The sequence below is a fragment of the Vibrio sp. E14 genome (assembly GCF_020515785.1).
Taxonomy (GTDB): Bacteria; Pseudomonadota; Gammaproteobacteria; order Enterobacterales; family Vibrionaceae; genus Vibrio; species Vibrio diabolicus.
This window is the reverse complement of sequence record NZ_JAHPJI010000001.1, coordinates 951,529-975,201: the sequence shown is the minus strand read 5'-3', so window position 1 is coordinate 975,201 and position 23,673 is coordinate 951,529. Positions and strand designations below refer to the sequence as shown.

Sequence of the window (23,673 nt, the reverse complement as noted above, 5' to 3'; positions counted from 1 at the left end):
TCTATTAGACGTATAACCTGATGGATGTCTGTATTTGATCCGAAATCTAAGCTGATGAAACTAACAAGAAGATAGATGACCTTGAAAAGTATAATTAAATTAACGTTAAGCCACTTAGTGGCTGTTGCGATTGGTATTGCGATAGGTATCTATACTTTACCGATTCTTATTGCACCGCCTGCGCCGACCGATGAGCAAGTTTCTGAGCGCATGCAAGGTGCAGAATACAGCGCAGTGTTTAAGAGGGAACTCAAAGGTAGCGACGCTTTTCATTGGGGAGAGGGAGAAATTCATTTGAGTTCTGAAGTCATTACGTTGGTAGGAAAACTCGCTCCCGGACCAGACTATAAACTCTATCTATCTCCTAAGTTTGTCGAAACGGAACAAGCGTTTAATGACCTTAAATCTGAGATGAGCTTGGTTGGTGATGTCAAAACATTCAATAACTTCGTTGTTGAGGTTCCTCAAGGGATTTCCATTTCTGAATACAATACTGTTGTTGTTTGGTGTGAAACATTCGGTGAGTTCATTACTTCGGCAAAATACCAATAAATCCCATTAGGAGAAAAAGTGGTTTCTTCTTATTTAATAAAGGTTTACTGCTCAAACAACAGGTGCAATACATTACGTGGTACAAATGCACTAAGTGCTGCTAATGGTTCTACAGTGGTTGATAGAACTTAAGGATATTTTGTGGAAGTTAAAATTTTTCAGGTCGACTCGTTTACATCAGATGTGTTCAAAGGCAACCCTGCAGGTGTGTGTATCACAGAATCAAGCCTTGATGAGGAAATGATGTTGGCCATAGCGGCAGAGATGTCACTATCTGAAACCGCGTTTCTGTCATTAAACACAATGCAACTTCGTTGGTTTACACCTGAAACGGAAGTCGCTTTGTGTGGACATGGCACATTGGCCACGGCGCACGTGCTGAGAGAGCAAGGGTTATATAGTACTGGTGATACCATTGAGTTTGGCACGCTATCCGGCGCTTTAACTGCACAACTTGATCATGACGACATTCATTTGGTGTTTCCTGCTCCTATTTTAGATATGCGAGCAAGTATTAACACAGACTTGCTTCACGGCTTAGGGCTCGATGTGGCTGATGTAAACGCTTATGGTCAGTTTGATAATAAGCAGTTGATCGTCATCAATGATGAGTCTTTGATAGAGCAACTCGAACCTGATTTTAGTGCGCTACTTAAACAAAAAGGTCGTGGAGTTGTTATCACTGCTCACTCAAGCACTGACGCTGATTTTGTCTCTCGTTACTTTGCCCCTTGGGTGGGTGTTGATGAGGACCCAGTAACAGGTTCTGCTCATTGCGCTTTATGTGTTTACTGGGCCAAAGAGCTCGGTAAAGCGCAATTAAAAGGCTTCCAAGCATCCAAGAGAAGTGGAGTTGTTTATACAGAACTATTGAGTCCGGAATACGTTAAGCTTTCTGGAAGTGCGGTAACAATGTTGCGAGGAGATATGAGAATCGCGTAGTCGTCCTTTTTGGTTCTCGTTTTTTTTGATCGCAGGTTTATCCAGTTTTCACTAGTGACAAAGCTAGAAAGCTGTCTATCCACGTGGTTGATTTTGTTTGTAAAAGCACCCCTCCCATAGTGGTGTATAACGATTGGAGAGTTATATGAAAACTATCGGTCTTCTAGGCGGCATGAGTTGGGAGTCGACGCTTAGTTATTACAAATTGATCAACGAAGGGGTCAAAGAGGCGTTAGGTGGCCTAAATTCCGCAAAAGTTTGTATGTATAGCGTGAATTTTTCAGAGATAGAGAAACTTCAACACCAAGGTAAATGGGAAGAAACGGCAAGTATTCTATCTGATGCTGCATCTTCAATAGAAAAAGGGGGCGCTGATTTTATTCTTATTTGTACGAACACAATGCACAAAGTTGCTCCTCAAATTGAAGCCAGCATTAATATCCCCATACTACATATCGCAGACGCGACTGCTGAGTTACTTCGTGAGAAAGAGGTTCAAAAGGTCGGACTCCTAGGTACTCAATTCACAATGGAGCAAGACTTTTACAAAGGACGGCTTTCCGACCTCTATGGGCTGGATGTCATAACTCCTGCTCAAGATGATCGCTCTATAGTGCATAACATTATTTATAAAGAGTTATGCCAAGGTGAAATCAAAGAGGAATCGAGAACGATATACCTGCAAATTATTGAAAAACTAAAAGAGCAGGGAGCTGAAGCTGTGATTCTCGGGTGCACTGAAATTGCCTTACTTGTAAACCAAAGTCACACCGATGTTACGCTACTTGATACTACTTCTATCCATGCTCAAGCGGCAGTCCGTTTGGCGATAGAAGGTTAATGAGTTAGATTTGAGTCCATGTAAATAAACAAAAGAGAAAACCAATCTCTCGGTTTTCTCTGTTTTTATTATCCCGTTATAAGCGCGAGAATTTGAGTGTTTTGTATCCACCAATCAAGTTACGAGCTTTGTAACCATTGTTGACCAGTTGACGGTATGCCACGTTACCGCGCAAGCCTACTTGACAGTAAATCACAATCTCTTTGTCTTTTGGTAGTTCACCCATACGATGGCGTAGCTGATCAACCGGAATGTTGATTGCCCCTTCAAGATAACCAACAGACTCCAATTCACCCGGGTTACGGACGTCGAGGAGAATTTGATCTTCAGTCAGGTTGTCGATTTCATCGTAATGAATCGCCGCTGCGTCACCTTTGATGATGTTATTTGCCACAAACGCCGCTTGGTTGATCACATCTTTTGCACTGCCGTAAGGTGGCGCGTAAGTCAGTTCAAGATGCTGCAGTTGTTCAACCGTCATGCCAGCACGTTGTGCAACAGCCATAACGTCAATACGTTTGTCGATACCGTCTTTACCAACTGCTTGAGCACCTAAAATCTTGCCTGATTTTGGATCGAACAACATTTTGAACGACACCACTTCTGCACCAGGGTAGTAGCTCGCGTGGCTTGCGGTATGCACGTACACTTTGTCGTATTCAATACCAGCGCGTTTCAATTGTTTCTCATTTTTACCTGTTGAAGCCACAGCAAGGTCAAAGATTTTACAAATCGCTGTCCCTTGTGTGCCTTGGTAAGCTTCTTTGCGGCCTAGCATATTGTCTGCTGCCATACGACCTTGACGGTTTGCCGGGCCTGCAAGTGGCACTAGAGTTTGCTCGCCAGTCACGAAGTCTTTCTCTTCTACCGCGTCACCGACAGCGTAGATAGATGGATCGCTGGTTTGCATGTGTTCGTTCGTGTAAATACCGCCTAGCGCGCCAATTTGAAGGCCGGCTTCTTGCGCCAGTTTTGTCTCAGGACGAACACCAATTGCCATAATCAAAATATCGGTGGTGAGTTTTTCACCGTTGTTTAGTGTTAACTCCAATTCACCTTCTAGGTGTTGGTGTTTCTCACTCTCACCAGAGTCGAAACTTGCAACGTGCTCGTTAGGTACGAATTTCACAGATTCAAGCGCGACGCCAAGTTTTAGGTCGACACCTTTGTCACGAATTTCTGCATGAGCAAAACCTGCCATTTCACGGTCTACTGGCGTCATGACTTGGTCTGCCATTTCGATCAGAGAGGTTTTAATGCCAAGTTGGTGGAAGGCTTCCATCATTTCTAAACCGATGAAACCGCCGCCAACAACCGTAGCATGCTCTGGTTTGTTCATTTGGATCGTTTCGATGATGCGATCCATATCTGGAATGTTACGTAGCGAGTGGGTTAGCGGGTTATCGAGACCTGGGATTGGCGGAACAATAGGGCCTGCACCTGGGCTAAGCAGTAGGAAGTCGTATGATTCTACGTATTCAGACTCATCCAACAGGTTTTTGATCGTAACGGTTTTGTCCTGTCGGTTAATAGAAACTACTTCATTCATCACGCGAACATCAACGTTAAAACGTGCTAAAAAGCTTTCTGGCGTTTGTAGTAGTAACTTACTGCGTTCTTGGATATCGCCGCCGATGTGATAAGGCAAGCCACAGTTGGCAAAAGTAAATTGTATGATAGACTACAAATTTTATAGGCTTATCGAGAGTTAGTTATGAGCAAATACCATCTTTATCATCGTGTCAGTAAAGTTGTCCAAAGTGAAGAAGGACACGGTATTGATCGTCAACAACAGAGCAGTGAAGTTTGGATTGAAAACCATAACAAGAAACGAATTGATAATGGTTTGCCGAGTTATAACCGTGGACAGATATACGAAGATAGAGGGCGCAGTGGGTATACAGCGGCTAACTTAAAAAACGGAGAGCTTGGTCAACTCATGAGTGATATTGAGCGCGGCTTTATAGTGGAAGGCGACATTATTGTTATAGAACTGATTGATAGATTTAGCCGAGCTAAGCCCGACTTTGTGCGTAAGCAGTTTGAAAAAATTTTGTCAGCGGGTGTGAAGATAGCAATTACAAAATGGGATATTGTTTTTGAAGAGGATATGCAAGGGATTGAAGGAGTAAGTGCAAGAGTATTGCTTGAGATTAGCATTTATCTTGCGAACCAGGAGTCGTCCCAGAAAAGCGCAAGGATTCGAGCAAGCAATAAAACAATGAAAGAGAAAGGATTAAAGCATATAGCTAAAACACCCATCTGGCTGGCTCGTTCATATGACCGAAAGGGTCATGAAGTTATTCCTCAAAATGCTGAGATTGTTCAGAAGATCTTTGAGCTGAAATTGGAGCATGGTTGGGGAGCTTTAAGAATCATGAATCACTTAAGAGCGTTAGAGGCAAAGGGCAAGCTAAAAGGTTTTGTTGCGGTGGATAATAAACCAAATCTAATTTTAGCCAGATATACATACAACGATGACGGGGAGTTAGTTCAAGGGGCGTTGAATTCTCCTCTTGCCGAATCTACAGTTAATACAATTTTACGTAATAAAAATGTAATTGGTCACTTGGGCGATCAAAAAACGTACTACCCACCAATTGTAGATGAAGCTGTGTATTATGCAGTGCAGAAAACTTTTGGCACAAGTACGGGAGGGGGAGGTAATGAAGATTTCAAGAATGTATTCCGTAACATCGCAACATGCGGTTGGCCTAATGGGCGAGGGAATGAGTGTGGATACTCGTTGGCGTATGAACGAAGAAAAGGAACTGAACCGCCCAAAGGAATGTATCTCAAGTGCAATAACAAGAGGAAACGTCATCGTTGTAAAGCGAAAAACGTCAACTATTTTCAAGCTCAAAACACAGTCTATGCAGTATTAAAAGAAATTAAATATGAAGTGAGCAGCTCGATTGATATTTCAGCATTAGAAGCGAAAAGAGATGAGAAAATCAAACAATTAGATACTGTTAGGGAATATATGATCAAATTCCCTTCTGATCCGAGCTGGGAAAAGGATTACGAAGAATTGCTTGCCAAGGAAGCTCTTATTACCGAAGAAATCGAAAATTCTAAAGCAAGAGTAACAGGGACATTAAAAGACCTAAACTTAGACCTCAGTAGATCAGAAGACAGATTCAGATTTAATCAAATAATGAAAGATTATAAAATTACAGTTGTCTTTTGCGAAATGCAGGTGGTGGTTAAAATCGGAGTTTGGCACGATTTTGAAATCAGAATCCCGCATGACTACACGGAAAGAGATGTTAGCAAGTTTGTTGTAAATGTAAAAGACAACATGAAAGGTATTGTATTGAGGAAGGGAAACGTTCCATCGCTGTTGCTATCTTCGGGAAAGCTGTAGCGTTTGAACGGTCAGGTCGTAAATTTATCTAATCTTTTATAATTAAAAGGAAATACTGAAAACAATAGAGTGTTTCAGTTACGTCTGTTTTAATATGAGTTGTTACTGTATTGAGATTTCGTGAAAGTAGCGGAAATCCTGTCTCATTTTAGTTTTATTAAACAAATTGAGTCAGTGTTCAGGGTTTTCTAGAACAGAATGAGAACTTTATTTAAAACCCGTTTAGTCAGAGTATCGTGTAAAGGTTCGTAATGTATCAAGTAATTAAAAACCCAGAAAAAAATCTAGTGGATATTCTGGTTAGTGAAAGCAATTCCAGTGCTGAAAGAGTGATTAAGTACTGTAAAAATCGCTTGATAGAAACAACAGAAAAGAACCTCGAAAAAGTAATAGATATGCACTTAGCAAAATCGAAAACCATAGGTTGCATTTATATTCCGTTTGCTAGTAAAAATGCAGAAAACCTAGCTTTGATATGTGTTAAACGTCATATATTAATTGCCGATGCGAAAACTGAAGAAAGAGTGACTTTTCAATCGAAAGATTTTCCCCAAGTAGCTTACCCTCTCGCCGTTTATCAAAAATTTCCTCATTCAAAAACCCTAAAGAAATATCTCTTTGAGGCTACGCGCAGCAAACTCAATTTATCTCAGAGAGAGCAAGCTATCTCATTTCTAGCAGATAGACTTGAGGAAACACCTCAAGAAATCCAATCATTTATTCATACATCACCATGTCCAATAAGAAAAGTCGTCAAGGAAACAGTCTCAATTAATACTGATATTGCTATTGATTCCGTAGTTTATCTACATATGGGCCCCTTCTGGCATGACAATCGAAGCGTATATGTTGTTCGTGCGGGTACTGGGGTCGGTAAAACTCACCAGGCATTAAGGATGTGTAAACGAGAAAAAACAAAAGGGAGAAAGACTGCAATCATTAGTAACTTGGTTAGTGTCGTAAAGCAACATAAACCTGAAAAGATCAAGGCAGCATTTTACGACGAGGCTATGCATGAAATAGAAAATGCTGATCATTTCAGTCTAACCATTAATGCGTTAGTGAACGACTTTCACTATTACAAGGTCGCTCAATCTGACACAATAGTGATTGATGAGAGTGAGAAAGTCCTTCAAGCGTTGTTTGATCCGAACGTCACTTACATACCGCTATCAGACAAAAAAATTATTCGCAAACGTCTCGCTGATCTACTTCAAAATAAATCGAAGAAATTAATATTTATGGATGCAGATGCCAGTGATGCTGTTACCAGTGCTTATGTTCGTGAGTATCGAAATGAGAATGAAGAAGAAGTTATAACGGTAAACTTTCCTACCACTGCTTATAACAAGATCGAGGCGTATATTGATGAACTGACGTTAGTCCAAGCAGATCTAGTTGCAAATAAATTGCTTAGTTCGAATAGGCAGTTTATTGCGTGCGATAGCCGAAAACTGATTGAACACCTGCTGAGAGAAAGCGGCTACATCGATAACAAAGGCTATGCTTGCCCAAAATCTGCACTAAAAGCAGGAATTTTGGTCGTCCATAGCAAGGTAAAAGAGTTTGAAGAGCAAGCTGCTTTTTTAGAAAAGCCTAATCAAGAAATAAGCAAATATCGAACGGTTATTGTTAGCCCAAGTTTGCGTGAAGGCTTTGATATAAGAACTCGTTACTGTGATGAAGTGATCGTACTAAGTCGTAATGTTTTACAGCCGTTACAGCTTGTTCAGTTGGCTAGGCGATTAAGAAAAGCCACTAAGATCCGATTTGCAGTGTCGCATAGTCTCGACTTCAAATATGACACATCAAAGTTGCGCTTTGAGCCGCAGGGTGATGAAGCGCTAGCTGAAAGGTTGGAGAGAGAGTTTGATAAGCGTGAAACACTACTAAAATTAAATCAACCACTAGCTTTGCAGGAGACACTAAAAGAGCTTGGTTTTGACTTAACTGTGCAACCGATCTCGTTACTTGACGTAAGTTATGTTAGCCAAAGTTCTATTAGCACGGCTAAAGAGCGATTAGAAGAAATTCCCAAATCGAGAATTTTGTCACAAGCGGAGTATTATCAGCTAAGTAGAAGCTCTGCACTAACAATTGCCGATGAAATGGCAATTGAGCGGTGGAGAATCGCAGATATGCTTAATATTTCTGTTGAAGATGTGACAAAAGATGTGGTTGGCTTCCATGATCAATTTGAATTTAAAGCGTCACAAGCATTTCTTCGTGTTGCACAGGGAAAATCAGCAAAAGATAGCCTTGAATCAAAGTTAGCTATTGTCGTATCTGCCGTAGGAGTAGAGGGGCTAAGAGTAGACGGTACATTTGAAATAGCAGACTCACTAAAAGTATATAACAGCATCATTACACATAAGGAGCTACTTAAAGGAACCTTCGACAAGAAGTACGCTGTAAAGTTCGATAGTATGGAAGTTACTGAATCAAAAAATTCTGCAACTACTCGCTTAAATGATCTGCTTAAACGCTTGGGTATCGAAAAAGGTAAACCTATCGGTAATAAGAAAAACCGACGCAGACCATACCAATTTAACTCATTGGCTAAAGCAGCGTTAACTAAGTCGGAAAGTGACCGATAGAAAATAAAATGGGTCACTAAGTTCAATTTTATTATAAATAAATACTAACTTTGTGATCTGGTTGGGTGTCGAAACTTTATAAGTAGACCATAGAGAAAGCACACTGCTAAGCAGTGTGCATTTTCTAATTTTCAGCTTAATCTATAGGATGCATTACGAATCTTAACTATGCTAATCAGGTATATATTTTCTAGCTAAGTTGAAGCTTTGCAAAAACCAAAAGGATTAAACCTTGTATACTCCGACTGACTAATGCTGGCTATCTCGACTTAAAATTTTTTGCCGAACTTGATCTGTATAGCGGCTTCTATATACCTATGAGCTATACCGTTATTTATGTCAGAAATAATCAACAATGGTTGCTACTTCAGCTCGAAGGGGAAGAGCTTCAGGACTTAATTTTAAATGAAATACTCGACCGTAAGGGTTATAAGAGCTGAGAGTCGTATGGTGATAGTTTTCTAAAGAAAAACGACTTAGCATTTGTCTCACCATTTTAACTACTTACATATACTCTGGTGACTAAATCAAGGGGGTTATCGTTGTCGGTGGGCTTATATGGGAAAGTAAAATGGCTGTTGTGTATGATCACAGGTAATTATAATCGGTCAATAACTTTAACGATATTGACCAACCAGCTCGGCTACCAAATACATAATCAACCAAAGTGATTTACTTTACTTATATTTGAAAAATCATTGACTTTTTATATATAAGTAATTAATGTAATTCATAAGTTAGCTGGCAATTGGTCTCCTATCGCTAACTAGACACTAAATGTATCGTTCTGATATCGGTGTCCTCAATAGATAATAACAGTATTAAGAAAAATAAAATTGCTTAAAGCAAAATTTAAACTTACTTAATTCTAACTCTCTATGGAGGACATTATGTACAATTGTGATACTACTGACTTCGATCAATCTAATCATCCTTTAACTTCATCAAAACTTCATTTACACATATCTAATATTATTAATAATATCGGTGTTGTTAACAATATTAATCGTAAAGAATATATATGTGACATTCCATTAATTAAATCAGTGCAACTGGCACTATTAAATAGAAAGCCAGACATGTATTTAGATTGGGATATTAGTTACAGCCTCTCAAAATACAACTCAAACATAACTGAATATACTGAGTTAGAAAGCTATATTAGGCAAGTCTATCTTGGTACGGATTTTATGTACTTTCTCGAAAGTGATCTTAGCGGGGAACTTTCTGCTCTAAATGAGATTAAGCATATTTTGTTATATCACGGTAACAATCTAATAGTCGATAATGACTGTTTTTCTGCGTTTAAGTTCAGGTTAATCACCAAGAGTGGTTCTCATTTGTCTTGCTTATTCATAAATAGAACCTCTGATTTACAAAGCCATCATGTTAAAGGTGTAGATTATATTTTCTGCCAAGTTGATGATTTTCTTATACCTTTGTCAGAAGAAATAACTAAGTGGGAATATAAGCCACATCTAAAAGTTGTCACAATTGCCACATTAGTTTTGTGGCACGAGAAGAAGCTGTTTTACTAGGTAAGGGAGACTATATGATTAGATATTCTGAAACGTACTGCTTTGGTGCGCTTAGATTTGTTTATCAACTCACACCGATAGAGAGGATGTTACTGAGACAGAACCCGAGAGGTTCTCAGTTTAATAAAGAATTGATTGAATGTTGTTTAATGATAGTTGATGGAAGAACTAAGGTGTCGGATATGAGAATAAATGATGAGTATTTGCAGAAACTTTTTGAGCGATTTAGTAAGAAGTCTGTAAGTACTGAAATTGGTAACTATATAATTGACCAGGATAATGGGCGGTGCATCACGATTGATTACGATGTATATCAATTACATTTTCAAGATATAAAAACTGATTTTAACTACCAGAACCGAAACATGAGTCACGGTACTACATTATTAAACGTCAATATACCTTCGTACGGTGTCATGTCAAAGTTGAAAGTGAATGATAAGTTAGAGATGATCCCACACAACGCTGCGTCATTAGCAGTCACGTTTTCGAAATCAAAACCCTCTTGGATTTTGAAAAGTTTCGATGCAATCAGATTTTCAAATTCAGAAAAAAGTAGCGCTCTTATAGCTAAATTCCTGACTGCTGATGGTTGTGAGACTAGATTTATTTTTAGCATTTATGCATCTCACGTTAAGAGTAATCGAGAAAACTTGGATGTAATATGCTTAATCGATGACCGTGAATACGAGGTTTGTATTCACAAACAAAAGCAAATGAACGCAATCTCAATAATTGATTTGTTAGTTTAAAGGGAGCTTATTGCTTAATGTAGACAGGGCAGTATGATTCATCATACTGCTTTTTCTAGAGATGCGTTGTTCCCGAGAATCGTGGTGTTGTTCATGACTTCCTCGACTGATCTTGAGCGAAGCTTTTCCACTAATACGCTCAATGCTCATGCTTTTATTATACATAAATGCAGTGAAAATGAGATTTTGGAATTTTATTTGTTTTATAAAATGGTTTTTTCTGTTGACTTTGTATTGGATGTAGTGGTAGCTTTTATAGCGTTCCACTGAGGAAGCTCTATGGACTCAATAATAATATAACAACTTAGATAATAAAATAATACGTTGGATGTGTATTTCTATAAAAGTACTTGAAACAGCATCTAAAGATACGTGCCAAAATGACTAAAAATTAGTCAGAAAGTTTGGTGTTTGAACTAAGTTATCAAACTCAATAATGAGTTTATATTATTAATGGAGTCCATCATGGATATTTTTAACACAGAAAAACAGTTCACTTCTTTCTTCCTAGATCTTGATGGGGAGAAATTGAATTCTCTTTTAGAGTCCTCCAACGCCCATCTCATAGTTACGTCTTGCGACGGTACTCCACTCCTAGATGATGTATCAGGTCAATATCAGATAAGACTCTTTGTCGATTTAGAACTAGTTGCTATTTGTAATGCTGATGAGTGTTACGGTATTAGCGACTTAGAGCTACATCCGTCTTTTGCTAATCATAGGCAACTTATAACCCAACTTTTTTCTGGGTATTTGCTTGCTCCAGAGTTTTTGTTCGAAATCAGTGAGTTTAATGCTATCTCATTGATAGTACGACAAGCATTGCGAGATGGTCAATACGCAGTTCACACTCTTAATGGTGATGAAGTTCTTCTTCTACACGATTATGGAGACATCGCTGCGTTGAGTTTTTCCGCCGAAGACCAAAAGGTATCATTTACATCTGAATTAGTCATTGGCAACGCAATTTATAGTGACAAACTAACCTCTGAAATACTCGATTCGTTTGGTGCCAAGGTTCAAGTACTGACCAAGCAAGTTAAAGCAGACCTTGTAGAAAAGGTTAAGACTCTGAATGAAGATCTTCGCTTCAATCGTGTTCCTCGTGCCATGTTGATGACTAAAGAACCGTTATTTGTATCGTCAATTCTCAAAGAAGGTCAGGTATAAGATGGTGATCAACGAGCAAAAACTTACTCTAGTGAGAGGTATCCCAGGCTCTGGGAAGTCAACGCACGCTAAGACTTTAGATGCAAAGTTGGTTGAGGCTGATCAGTTTTTCATCGATAAAGATGGCCGATATCAACACGATAGTACTTACATTAAGGATGCTCATAACTGGTGCAAGCTTGAAACTAAGCGTCTCTTGAAAGCTGGTTTCAATGTTGTTGTTGCAAACACGTTTGTGAAAAACTGGGAAATGAAATTTTATCAAAATCTAGCGAATGACATGGGACTAGCCTTTGAGGTCATTGAAATGAAGGGGAATTATCAGAATATACATGGTGTTCCTGATTCAGTGGTTGCTCGTATGGCTTCTCAGTTTGAAACGCTTGACTCAAGCTTTGGAACTACAAAAAGAGGTTACGCAGCATGAGTAAGATTGAAGTAAGATTTAGTAACATTGAAAAAAATGAATACGAAAGCTACGAAGCATTGGTATAGGCGAGTGTTGAGAGTGATGCTATCAAGTGGGAGGGTGAGCTTTCGGTTCAGTTAGTGGATGGTGAGTTTGATTGTTACTGTCAAATTCAATCTTGCGATATCAGTCATGATGACTGCCTTTGGGCTAATTACAAAGATACAGATGAATTAGGTATCTTTGAGGAAGACCTAATGAGCAGATTCTTTGAAGAGGTGGTCGCTGAAGCCGAGCAAGGCTTTTCTGAAGCATGTACCCTTGATGTACTGTTAGAGGAACGTTGTGGGTTGAAACTAAATGAATCTTCTACAAGTGCTGTTGGCTGTGGAGTCGTGGGCGGTTTCCATTTAGAAAAATACACCGAAGTCAATGGAGATAAGGTTGTGCTCGTAGCAATCGACTTTGAAGCAAACGGCGATCTCATGATCAATCGTACCAAAGTGTTTGATAGCGAGAAAGAATACGACGAATATGTAGAGGAGTGTAGTGAAATTAACGGACGTCAGCTATTTTGGAATGATGGGAATTTTGCACTACAGATGTATAAGAAAATGGTTGATTGTGAGTACGATTGATTCATTTCGCTAAGCTAATTAGATGAGATACAGAAGCGATCAAAATGATCGCTTCTTTTTGTAGGTTAGCTTAACTAACCCCAAGCGCTTTGTACACTGCGTCGATGGGGTCACTGTAAAAGCTTACTTGGAATTTAGTAAACGTTTCAGCTGGAACTGTCGGTATATCGCTAGCAGATGACATTGGGATTAGGATCTTAGTCGCTCCAGCCTCAAGAGCGACTTGCATAGAACCAGCTAAATCCTGCACAGGATTTAGTACTCCACCTAGTGTCATAGTGCCGAGGACGACCATTGATTCCTGCATCGGCTTACCCAATAGGATAGAGCAGTTTGCTATCAGTGATGCAAGGCTAGAGCTGTGTGAATTACCAGACATTTGCAAGTCAACAAAGTGTAAGTGGAACTCATGATCAGAATACTGACTATTAGCCGCGATTCGTGACAAATTTCCTTTGAAATACTCGAAGCCAACTTTTACTTGCTCTTTTGCTTCCGTATCAGAGCCAAGCCCTGATGTAGTGAGTTTGCCGTTGCCTGCTGTTTTTTGCGTTTCAATTCGGAAAACACCAAGTTTACCCGCAGCACCAGGACTCACAAAGTGAATCACACCCGCATTAGGCATACCTGGTGGGATAATCTGCGAACCACCTTGCTCTGGAACGTTTACAAAAAACTCTTCGAGCGTCTCATTATCGATGTATGAGAAATTGACATCGAAGAACTCCATACCGCCAATTTTCTTGAGCTGTTCTTTTACGCGGCGACGAACTTCAAGGGCATAAGTCAAACATGTACGCACATCTTCTTTAGAGTACTCTCCATGAGGTACTAGAAGTTTTAACAGACCTGATGTTGTTCTACGAACGGCAATAACGTCACGTTGATTGAGGTTGTTACCCAACTTAAAGAACTTATCGATAGCGTCCGCGAAGCCGTGTTTGCGCATTTCACGCATGTATTCAGCAAGGTAGTCTGTTATTAAGCCGTAACGGTTGGTGAAGAACTCAGGTCGCATCTTAGGAATTTCCCAGCCAGGAATGTAGGCATGGAAACGGTCAAAGAATGCAGAGTCAATCATCTCGGTGGGGAAAGGAGCCAGTAGATGACTAGTTTTCACCAAGGTCTCAACGCTTTGGTCAATGTTACCGACGAAAACCATCGAAGCTTTCGCTTCAATGGAATCCCTACCACGGCTAAAAGACCCTGAAGCCATGTAGTCCTTCATGATCTGCACGCCATCTTTGTCTTTAAAACGGATACCAGCGACTTCATCAAAAGCGACGATATCCCACATGCCAACAAGGCCTACCTGGCGGCTCGACATATTGTAGAAAAGGTTTGCTACCGTTGTTTGACCACCAGAAACGAGTAGGGAGTTTGGAGAACACTCTTTATAAACGTGAGACTTACCTGTGCCACGAGGACCTAGCTCACACACATTATAATTATTCTCAACGAACGGAATCATACGAGCGAGAATATGCCATTTGGCACGTTGTTCCAGGTTCGTTGGTTCCATGCCAATAGATCGCAGTAATAGGTCGAGCCACTGATCTAAAGTAAAATTTTTACGAGCGCTAAATACTTCCTCCATGTTCATAGAGGGCATCTGAATAGCTTTTAGACCCAGAATAGAAAATGGCGATGTTTTCTGACCTTCTTCAAAGAAGTAGCTCAACGTTACGATACACCAGATCCCTCCAGTTAAGAGCTTTTCATTCTCTTTGACCATACTTGCAGGGATAACGGCATCTTTAATACCAAGGTTAGATAGGCTAGCCTCATATACGTCTTTCTTTTGGTTGAGCTTAACCGATATCTTATCAATGACTTTATGTGTACCGCGTTCACGTATGAGAGATTTAACTTTTTCAGCTTCATCAGGTCGAACGTAGTTATCCGTTAAGATTTTCTTAACGCGTCCCATTCCTGCTTCGATAAGATCGTCATCGGTTGCCGAACAGTACATACCAAGCAGATATTCAAGGACGTAAACGGGGACGTTTGCCCCTTCTTTAAGCTGTTTCGTTAAGTCTTTGCGAACAACGCGCCCTTTGAACTCAGTGGTCATGAGAGCGTCTAAGTCGACATCTCGAACATCTTTGATTTCTTGTGTAATGACCTCTTCCTGAGAAAGGGGGCTTTCATCAGGTTGTGGAGACGTGTCATTTTCTTTATTGTCAAAATGATGGTAGTGATGAACTTCCGTTGCTTTACTATCGTTGTTATCGTCAATCATGAATAGGTTCCGTTAAAAAAGATCATCAAAATCGTCTTGGATTGCTAAGTCGATTGTTACCGAATGAGTTGCGTAGCGATCACCCTGCTCACTATCCCACATGATTAGTTTATATGGGGTGGTTCGATCGAAGTTGCTGCCGTTTAGCGTCAGTATCGCATTGCGTTTGCGTTCATCAGAATTTAAGGCTGAAGAGTCAAACAGTATCTGTGCTTTGTTTGAAACAACTGTGCCTTCAGGATCTTCTATCCAAATATTTAGGTTACGTTCTTTAAATTGTTCGCCAACGGCATTTGTTTGTAAGAACTCAATTTTCTCACTAAGTGTAACAATACGAAGCCCATTACTAAGTGGCACTACACCTACTTTTTGTTTTGCGGTTGTCTTTTGCTTGGTCGTTTTCAAGTGCTCAATACGAAGAACTGGAACACAAATCTCTTGTGGCATTATTCCACCGTGAATGAACTTAGCACCACCCACAAAGTTAAAGCGGTTTGAGCCTCGAGGAACAATAAACTCGGCTTGGTCACCATTGGCAGACAACTTAGCCGTTACGGCCATGTCACCTTTCCAGTAAAAACTGTCTTCTGGAAGCTTCTGTCCGATGAGGTAGCGCTTTTTAGCTTCAACTGTGCCATGTGGCTTTACTGATAGTGCCGTCTTATCAGATTCAACAACATCACTAGATTTAAACAAAAATCCGTGGTCGGCAGTCACAAGGATACGATTACCGTTTAGTTTATTAATAACTCTTTCTACTAGTAATCTCACTTGCTCAATTCCATCTGCACAAGCATCAAATGTCTGGTTTTCTGTTGCGGCTTTATCGCCGATTGCATCAATCTGGTCGTGGTAAATATAAACAACACGAGCGTCTGAAACAGCTTTACGTCCTTCCTCATTTGTCCAATTGAGCACATCGGATGCTTTCACTGCCATCCCGTGATACTTCTCAAGGATAGCGTTGCGATTATCCAGACCATGTACACTCATCCCATCAGCTTTGTATTTAATATCCTTACCAATATGGGCAGTGAGTTCTTGGTGGGGAAGAAGCGATGCCATTCCAAGCTGGGTATAGCTAGGAACCACACCAAGCTGAGATTTAATGACAGACTTAAACCGTTTTTCTTTGTTTATTTTTTCATGTATTTCATGGGCAACTTCATAACGAAGAGCGTCACTGACAATGACAAATACACGTTTGATCTGGCTTGATTGGAATATACGTTCCACTTCATTCTTGTAGAAATCGTATTGGTTAAAGACGCCACTAATCTTCCATGTATCTAGTAGGCTTTCTTGATCGACATGTTTGCCCCAGGCGATCGCCAAATCGTGTAAGTACCAGTTGACATATAAGTCTTCGATATCTTCAACAAGTTTTAGCTTCTTCAAAATATCTGAGCCTTGATGGGCAACATGGCTCGCATTTTCAAAGAAGCTTCGGTAAGCGGTATCGAAAAGGAAAAGCTCTTGCTCATAAGCCCTGTAAAGTTCTTTTGCTGAGCTGAAATCAAATCCATCAATATACTTAGCTCGTAAGGTATAGAACTGCTTAGCCGATTTGATAGCTAAATATACATTCTTATATTTAGTATCCACAAATTCAGGCTTAACGTGGCACCAATGCGTAGTAAGCCTATGTGATACAAGGCTGTTTATCTCTTCGCTACTTAACGATGAGATGTTGTTGACGAGTAAGATAGATAATTGTTTATCTGCAAACTCAAAGGTCTCAACAAGTTTTAGCTTTTTCGGGGTATCAATAAGTCTTAACTTGTCGGAAATCTCATAATCTCGCTCTATCTGCCGAGCAAGGCGATTGTAGTTATCTTGATGAATGCGGCTTTCTCTTAGTTGAATAACGAAGCTAACAACTTGAGCACGTCTGCCTGAATTCATACCAACACGTTCTGCCGTATACCCAGCTTCAAGCTGTTCTTTTGTTGGCATTGGTAATAGGTGTGTTGTAAAACGAGTAACTACTTCGTCGACATTTGAGCAACCACTATTGATTAGTGACTGATAGCATTCTGTAAAGAGAAGCTTTACAGCCAATTCTTGAATCGATGGCGCTTTAATATTCTCATCTGTTGTTTCAACGATATAACCTAATTCTTCATAAGCAAATCTCCAAAATGGTTCGCTTAAATTGAATTTATCAAGTTCGGTTAGTAGTTCTTTGGATTCGAAATCATTAGCTAGTTCAGCAAGTAAAGCTTGTAAAATAGTAACAAACGTTGGCGTTTCGATTTTTAAAGTCGCGGCAATAAGTGCTAACTCTAGCTCCCTTTCGTTAGCTGAAGGTGGAAGGATCTTCTTCAATCGAGTAACACGCTGTTTATTGCCAAAAAAGGTTTTGTACTTAGCAATGACAGGTCGAAACTCCATGTTCATACCAATATCATTCAGGATCATAGAACTGCTATCGGCATAGAACTCTTGCGCATAAAGTCTAATGTCATATAACCAGTCGCGTGTTGGTTCGTTAGGTGCTTTATTGCTATAAAGCAGAAAAGCCGTCTCTGGTTCTAGCAGTTCAATACGGTGTTTAACTTCGAGGTGTGACAACGTATCTAGATGGATTATTTTCGTACTTTCGTAAGATGAGTCTAGAGAAAGCGATCCGATAAGGTCGTTGAACTCATTGTCCGTGTCCTGCCAAAAGACAAGTCTGCTTTTTTCAAATTTGGCTATTAGCCCGCTAGTGATCTGGTCAATATTCATTGTTGTTTTGCATCGCCTAAATGTTGGCTGTGAAAAAAGTGCTAACTGTTTGGGAGTTTAACACTTTATGAAGCAAAAATCGCTGAGAGCTGAAGGGGTAAAGTGAGAGATTGGTGCTTGTGTAACTGTTGTTTACGTTGAGGCTAAACAAGCACCAAATTGCTCGATTAACTCGCCAACTCCAAAGATGGACTGACAAGTTGCTGGAGTAGAGCATTGTTGTTACTAGAGTCAAATAGAGCTTTCAAGTCATTCTTTTTATCGTGGAAGGTTAATGCTATAGGGTTTGCATCCCCACGGATCGTTGCTTTTGCTTTTGAGTTACACCAGTTTCTGTATTGCTGTAGCGTGTGGTTGTAGCGCTTTGTATTTTCTCGCATAAGATGTTCGGATAATTTAAATTTACCATAACGGTCACAAAGCTGACTTTCTAGATAGATTGCCTTTGGCATTATATCCAGAACCATGGTGATGAAATCTAGCATTTGCTCGAGGTGACGATCGGTAAGCTGATCTGCAAACGAGATAAGGTTATCAATCAATGATAGAACCTCGTTTCTCTCAATAGAAAGTTGAGAGATAAGGTTTACGGCGATATCTTGGGTTTCAGAAACCAAAGATTTATCCAACAAAAGAACCCTTGTAGACTCTATCGCTCCAAAATACTTAGATAATTTTTCCATGTAAAACAATATATTTTGAGCGCTAATATCTGAAGAAATTAGATCCATTGTCTCTTGAAGCTTGTCTATTTTTCTTGCCAAATACATTGTTTGAACAACGATAGCACCAACAATAATAGTTGTAGACAGTCCAATAGCCGCCATTTGAGTAGCATGGCTTGCTTGTATTAGCTTACTGATCTCATTTAATTTTTCAGGATCGAATGCAACTTCTTTTAGCGGCATATGCTGCACGATCCCAGATTTTTCAGCCAGTTCTGTCCAGTAGGCGACCCCATCTCTTAGAGTTATTTTTCCGTTTTGTAGGCCTTCAAGGACTTCGGGGTAAACTTTTTCCCAGTCAAAAGTAAATATAGTTTCCATTAGAAAATAGGCTCCTCTCCATTGAGCATTTGCTGGCGCATTGCTGCAACTTGTACGACAGCGGGCAGGGTTACTCTAAAAGCTGGTCCACTAATAGCTGGTACAGTTAAAAGCACAGTAATTGCTATACCTATAGGCCCAGCTAAAACACCGATAGCACGCGCTAAACCAGCGTTGGCTGCTATGGTTAAGCCTCTTCCAAGCAGCGCTTTAGCTACTGCATTAGCAACAATCATAGCAACCTGATAGGACATAAATCCTCCCATTCGAATGGCTGCGATGATTGCAGTCAAGGCGGCACTGCTTGTTAATGACGCATCGATTTTTAACTCTTTTCGTAACTCCTCTCGCTCAGCTTCAGACATTTTTTCCCAGGAATCCGCAAATAGCTTTGCTAGAAGAGCCTGCTCAATATCAACAGCCTCAGCTTTGTAGTCTGTTTTGATGCTAAGCTTCTTGCAAACATCAATAAGAATTTCCTTATATTCAACCCCTGAACGTCTGAATAAGTTAACCAGCGTATCACCGCCAAAATGCTGTAGCTCACCAGCAATTTGCTGCCACACTTGTTGGTAATCGCCTTTCGCAGCTTGGAACTGCTTGTCTCCTGTTAACGTCTCGGTGTAACGAGTTTTTCCATCTTTGTCAGTGGTAAGATAGTTAACTAAAACACCTAACATATCGTTATCTGCATAACGTAGAAGCTCTAAATCTTTATCTTGTTTGTAAGTATTGCTCATTTTTTTTCTTCTAGAGATTGCAAGTGAGTGCCGAGACTATACAGCTCTTGGCTACAACTTATTGTTTTTTGAGGGATATTTTTAAATCGTCATAAATTTAAAAGCAACCTTAGCTGCTCTTTTAAAGGTTTTAACAACAGCCAATTTTCCACCTAGAGCCACAGTTCGAGCAAGGTTGGTAGAACAAATATTCATCCCACTGTTCGTTAGTCATGTTCTGCTTTAGGTACGGATTTTTGTCATTAAACTCTTTAAGAAGCTCTCCAGGGACAAGGTTCCATGCATTCGGGAGGTGAGTAACGTTCGACCTTACTGCAACACCTTGATGTTCACCTTGCCCCTTCAGTACTTTTTTCCTTGCGTACCTTCCGAGGTATCTTTTGTCGCTTGGAGTGCGAACTCTAAGTCGAAAATTTGTTGTGAGACTGAATGCTTTAGGTCATTCGCTTTTGCTCTGACAGTTACTATGTAGTTTTCGTCTATTTCCAGAAGTACATCTATTCTTTCCTTCATTGGCGGAAAGTCTGGGTTAACAGGAACGCTAAGATTTGCATAGGTTGTACGTCGATCACTTGCTGCTGATTTTCCAACCATTTGAGGGCGTTTAAACGTTAACACTGCTTTGCCGTCTCTAGGGTCTGCGCAATATAGCCCCTGAGTGATTGATTTGGTGTTTCCACGTTTTGGTAGTTCAGTACCTTCTGGAATAAGTGACAGCAGCGAGTTGCGAGCTTCAACCAATTCGAAAGGTTTGGCAAGAGTTAAGCCCAAGTCATTTTTTGCTATCCAAGCTGCACCTTCAGAGATAATTCGATCGCCTTTTGGTGATACTTCCAATACCGCGACCCCAAATATTTCTCGCAATTGTTGCTCAATAATAGGCATATTAACCATGCCACCCGTAGCTAAGCAGAGAGCGATAGTTTGATGATCCATATCCGCCTGTTCAGCACTTAAGAGTGTTTCAATTTCACTAATTCCTTGTGATACAATTGTGCTGGATATACGGTCAAGTGTCTCTTTTGTTAGCTCAAATTCAATTTCAGATTCTTCTTCTGAGTCAGCACTATAGTAGTCAGGAACGAAGATGATGTCTTTTGAACGCTTTGATAAAGTTATCTTAGCCTTTTCACACTGTTCAAGAAGCTTCGCTTTCATACCTGGGTGACGAGGCTTTTTAGTTTCCTCAGTCCAACCAAATTTAAGGGCGTGCTGCTCTTCTACAAAGTTAAGGATTGCGTCATCTAGGTAATCTCCGCCTACTTTATTGTTACCACGGTTCATTACCTGCACAATCATACCACCGCGTATTTGACAGAGTGTTAGATCGAGAGTGCCGCCACCCCAATCAAAAACGAGTACCGTTTTCCCTTCATCTCTGAGCATGGCATTCTGTGGGTCTTCCTGATCTTGATAATAGCCATAGAGGGCAGCTAATGGCTCATGGACAAAACTATCAACATTAATACCCGCATCTAAAAGGGCTTCTCGCAGTGCATGTCTTGACCTGCCATCCATCGCAACAGGTATAGTTACCACGGCAGTAGAAAGATCGGCAATTTCACGAGCATCATCTTCCTCTGCGTGTTCGATTAGAAACCTCATTAAATCAGCAACAACATCTTTCGGGTGTTTGATCTCACCCCCAACAGGAATATGATCTCCGCCGATGAACTTTTTGGGGCCGCGAATTGTATTACCAAATACGCCGATACCACTATCTTCAAGCTTTTTCTTAGCTTTTGAACCACATACAACTTTCCCGTTGTCATAAGAGACAACTGATGGGTGAGGGCGGTTTCTATCAGTAAATGACTTAACCATCCCTTCTTTAGTTACTACAGAAATTAAACTGTTTGTCGTACCAAAATCGATGCCTATTTTTTGAACCATCTGAGTTCCTCCTCAACGCGTTCGATCATCACATCTAAGTTATGCAGTGCCACATGTACTTTAGGGGTTTCGCGATCCAGCGCTTTGTATGAGTTTTCCAGCGTAGATAACACTTCTTCTTCTAAAAAGTTCAGTGCTTTTGCTTTTGCTTTAGAAGTGTCATCTTTAAGGTGAACTTTTTGAGCTTTTAGCGACTGCTCACTTTCAGAGTGCTGTTCCTTTAGAGAGAAAATTTCTTCACTGAGCTGTTTAATAAGGTTGTCTTTCTTCAAACCATCTGCTTTCAAGCTTTCAATCTGCTCTAAAAGTTTACCGTGCCTCGCTTGCAAATCAGAATTCGTTCTCTTGAGGGTATTACTTTCACTTTGAGCAGCTTCTTGTCGAGCTTTAAAGAACGAGAGAGTAGAGGATAAGTCCTTTAGTAAGGAGCTATTAGTTTGTGAAGCTAAGAAATACACCATCCCCGTTGTTGCTTGATTATCCACTTCTAGATTTACATGTTTTTCGATGTCATCAGGAACACGTGTAGCCAATAAGCGAGCAAAGCTGTTTAGAGTAGTATCTATATCAGCCTTACATGTTTCAAAGGCCCATATGTGAGCGATAGCTAGAATGTTCGCCTCTAAGTTACGCTTTTGAGAGGGTTTGTAGTTCTCACCTTTGTATATTTCAAATCGGCCTTGCAGTACTTTAACTAGTCGAGCTAAGTAGCCAGAGTTAGTCTGGGACATGTCTTTTAGCAAGAAAATATTTGTATCTGAAGTTGGGTTGAGAAACGTAATGTTATTTATGACATGGCACGTAAATTCTAGGACTTCTTTTCGAACCTCAGGATGTCGAGCCTTTTCGCTTGCAACTAGTAGTGAAAGAAGTGTTTTAAGCTCACCGTCGGATTCTAATACTATTTTGCTCAGAGATTCTCGCTCATTGGTGGACAGTTTTGTTGATATTGGCAAATCAACCAAAGAGTTGACGTGAGAAGCCAATAATTTGATTGGTTTCATCTTATCGGTCTTTTTATCAATCACTGGACTAAATAGGTTCTCTATCAGTCCATTGAGGCTACTGAAGTTGATAACCTGCTTTTTTGATTTTAGTGAAAGAGTGTTACTCATAGTCAGTTTCTTCTATAAAATTAAGGTTGAATGTATCGGCCGATGCAAGCCGTTTTATCAATGGCTTTATAATCGTCTTATGCCCAGTGTTGTATGCTTTTTTAACTAATAGGAATTGTAGTTTTTGTCGATCATTTAAGCTTATGTTGCGTCTAGGGAGTCGATCTAAGAACTCTTGGATTGAGTCAACAGAATGTTCATCAAAATTATTTATAACATCATCGACAAGCAAGGCTGTCATACGATCGACAGGCAATTTCTTAGTGGTTTCTTGCAAACCTTTATCAACGTATAAGGATCTATCATTCAAAAACAGCGCCATTGCTTGTTTTAGAAAAGGAACAGATTCTAATCCAGTTGTACCAAATTGATTTTGGTTGAAATCAATGACACTTTGAATAGCTCTCGAAAGGGGGGTGTTGAACTGTTGTAGTTTGGATCTTGCTTGGTTGAAGCGTTTATCAAAATCCTCAAATGTTAACACCTGGGCTTTGCCATCCTTGGCCATGATGCCTTGCAAGTACTTTACAATTCCGTCAACGTATTCGACAGTAGTATTAAAATCAGCACAGGATTTGACGAATTGTGTTACAAGTTCTTCAGTAAAATCATCCCTACTGAGAATTACCCAGAATAACTTGTCGACTTGTTCTAATTCATTTGAATCTGCCACATCGATATCGATTTTAAATTCTCTAGTCACACCTTGGTTAACCGCTCGAACTTCGAAAAAGTATTTATGTTTAGAAGAGAGCAATTCAGGTGCGACATCAATATCAATAGCTTCTCCATTGATAAAGATCTGATCGCAATACGTCAACTCGATATCCTCGGGAGAGAGTTTCGTATGTATAACAAGTCGAGTAGAGCCAACAGCCTTTTGGAATATATGTAGTTGAGGGTTTTTGCTTGGATGCTCATCCCATTCATGGCTAACCCTAAGATGATCAGTAGCGAAGGTTGCACTACAAAAACGGCAAGCATACAACGCAGTATTGGGCGTAAAAGGGATAGTGGTATCTGGTGTTGGTACGGAACCTCCACTATTACCAGGGTCGATAAAATTTGTGTAGTAGTTGCTCATAAATCACCTGTTAAACA

At 40.1% G+C, this 23,673-nt stretch carries 17 protein-coding genes and 1 pseudogene; 10 read left to right on the top strand and 8 right to left on the bottom strand.

Features of this window, described 5'->3' with window-relative positions:
* Positions 1-75 precede the first annotated feature (75 nt).
* The 3 genes from LIX84_RS04190 to LIX84_RS04180 all read left to right on the top strand — a co-directional run bounded on the left by LIX84_RS04190 (position 76) and on the right by LIX84_RS04180 (position 2,335).
* Positions 76-552, top strand: a complete 477-nt coding sequence (locus LIX84_RS04190; RefSeq protein WP_226420718.1) for a DM13 domain-containing protein — start codon at positions 76-78, stop codon at positions 550-552.
* Positions 553-693: 141 nt separating this feature from the next.
* Positions 694-1,494, top strand: a complete 801-nt coding sequence (locus tag LIX84_RS04185) for a PhzF family phenazine biosynthesis protein (RefSeq protein WP_150916512.1) — start codon at positions 694-696, stop codon at positions 1,492-1,494.
* A 145-nt stretch (positions 1,495-1,639) separates the two neighbouring features.
* Entirely contained in the window at positions 1,640-2,335 is a 696-nt protein-coding gene (locus tag LIX84_RS04180; protein WP_203342477.1) for an aspartate/glutamate racemase family protein, read from the top strand.
* Between the two features lie 76 nt (positions 2,336-2,411).
* On the opposite strand, the pseudogene LIX84_RS04175 reads toward LIX84_RS04180, so the two are convergent.
* Positions 2,412-4,001: pseudogene (locus LIX84_RS04175) on the bottom strand (FAD-dependent oxidoreductase); the annotation flags it as partial.
* Between the two features lie 48 nt (positions 4,002-4,049).
* Here LIX84_RS04175 and LIX84_RS04170 point away from each other — a divergent pair.
* The 7 genes from LIX84_RS04170 (at position 4,050) to LIX84_RS04140 (ending at position 12,806) form a co-directional block, all read left to right on the top strand.
* Positions 4,050-5,702 (top strand): recombinase family protein, encoded by a 1,653-nt coding sequence (locus LIX84_RS04170; RefSeq protein ID WP_226420717.1) that lies wholly within the window; start codon positions 4,050-4,052, stop codon positions 5,700-5,702.
* A 251-nt stretch (positions 5,703-5,953) separates the two neighbouring features.
* Positions 5,954-8,299 (top strand): hypothetical protein, encoded by a 2,346-nt coding sequence (locus LIX84_RS04165; protein WP_226420716.1) that lies wholly within the window; start codon positions 5,954-5,956, stop codon positions 8,297-8,299.
* Between the two features lie 890 nt (positions 8,300-9,189).
* Positions 9,190-9,837: a hypothetical protein gene (locus tag LIX84_RS04160; RefSeq protein WP_226420715.1), complete on the top strand. Its 648-nt coding sequence runs from the start codon at positions 9,190-9,192 to the stop codon at positions 9,835-9,837.
* Entirely contained in the window at positions 9,810-10,589 is a 780-nt protein-coding gene (locus tag LIX84_RS04155) for a hypothetical protein (RefSeq protein WP_226420714.1), read from the top strand. Before LIX84_RS04160 ends, LIX84_RS04155 begins: the two co-directional genes overlap by 28 nt.
* 465 nt (positions 10,590-11,054) lie before the next feature.
* On the top strand, positions 11,055-11,759 hold the full coding sequence (locus LIX84_RS04150; protein ID WP_226420713.1) for a hypothetical protein: 705 nt from the start codon (positions 11,055-11,057) through the stop codon (positions 11,757-11,759).
* A 7-nt stretch (positions 11,760-11,766) separates the two neighbouring features.
* The gene (locus LIX84_RS04145; RefSeq protein ID WP_226420840.1) at positions 11,767-12,186 is read left to right on the top strand and encodes an AAA family ATPase; all 420 of its coding nucleotides are present in this window, start codon (positions 11,767-11,769) and stop codon (positions 12,184-12,186) included.
* A 239-nt stretch (positions 12,187-12,425) separates the two neighbouring features.
* Positions 12,426-12,806, top strand: coding sequence for a hypothetical protein (locus LIX84_RS04140; protein ID WP_226420712.1), 381 nt, complete (start codon positions 12,426-12,428; stop codon positions 12,804-12,806).
* A gap of 70 nt (positions 12,807-12,876) precedes the next feature.
* Here the strand turns inward: LIX84_RS04140 and brxL are convergent, their stop codons facing one another.
* The 7 genes from brxL to LIX84_RS04105 all read right to left on the bottom strand — a co-directional run bounded on the left by brxL (position 12,877) and on the right by LIX84_RS04105 (position 23,656).
* Positions 12,877-14,916: a protease Lon-related BREX system protein BrxL gene (gene brxL, locus LIX84_RS04135; protein WP_198288624.1), complete on the bottom strand. Its 2,040-nt coding sequence runs from the start codon at positions 14,914-14,916 to the stop codon at positions 12,877-12,879.
* Positions 14,917-15,060: 144 nt separating this feature from the next.
* Entirely contained in the window at positions 15,061-17,778 is a 2,718-nt protein-coding gene (pglZ, locus tag LIX84_RS04130; protein ID WP_226420711.1) for a BREX-1 system phosphatase PglZ type A, read from the bottom strand.
* 167 nt (positions 17,779-17,945) lie between these two features.
* Positions 17,946-18,824, bottom strand: coding sequence for a hypothetical protein (locus LIX84_RS04125; protein WP_226420710.1), 879 nt, complete (start codon positions 18,822-18,824; stop codon positions 17,946-17,948).
* The gene (locus LIX84_RS04120; protein WP_140325594.1) at positions 18,824-19,564 is read right to left on the bottom strand and encodes a DUF3944 domain-containing protein; all 741 of its coding nucleotides are present in this window, start codon (positions 19,562-19,564) and stop codon (positions 18,824-18,826) included. The genes LIX84_RS04125 and LIX84_RS04120 overlap by 1 nt, the downstream gene beginning before the upstream one ends.
* Positions 19,565-19,906: 342 nt before the next feature.
* Entirely contained in the window at positions 19,907-21,457 is a 1,551-nt protein-coding gene (locus tag LIX84_RS04115; RefSeq protein ID WP_226420709.1) for an Hsp70 family protein, read from the bottom strand.
* Entirely contained in the window at positions 21,442-22,572 is a 1,131-nt protein-coding gene (locus LIX84_RS04110; RefSeq protein ID WP_226420708.1) for a hypothetical protein, read from the bottom strand. Before LIX84_RS04110 ends, LIX84_RS04115 begins: the two co-directional genes overlap by 16 nt.
* Complete coding sequence (locus tag LIX84_RS04105; protein WP_226420707.1) at positions 22,565-23,656, bottom strand: hypothetical protein; 1,092 nt, start codon at positions 23,654-23,656, stop codon at positions 22,565-22,567. Before LIX84_RS04105 ends, LIX84_RS04110 begins: the two co-directional genes overlap by 8 nt.
* Positions 23,657-23,673 lie beyond the last annotated feature (17 nt).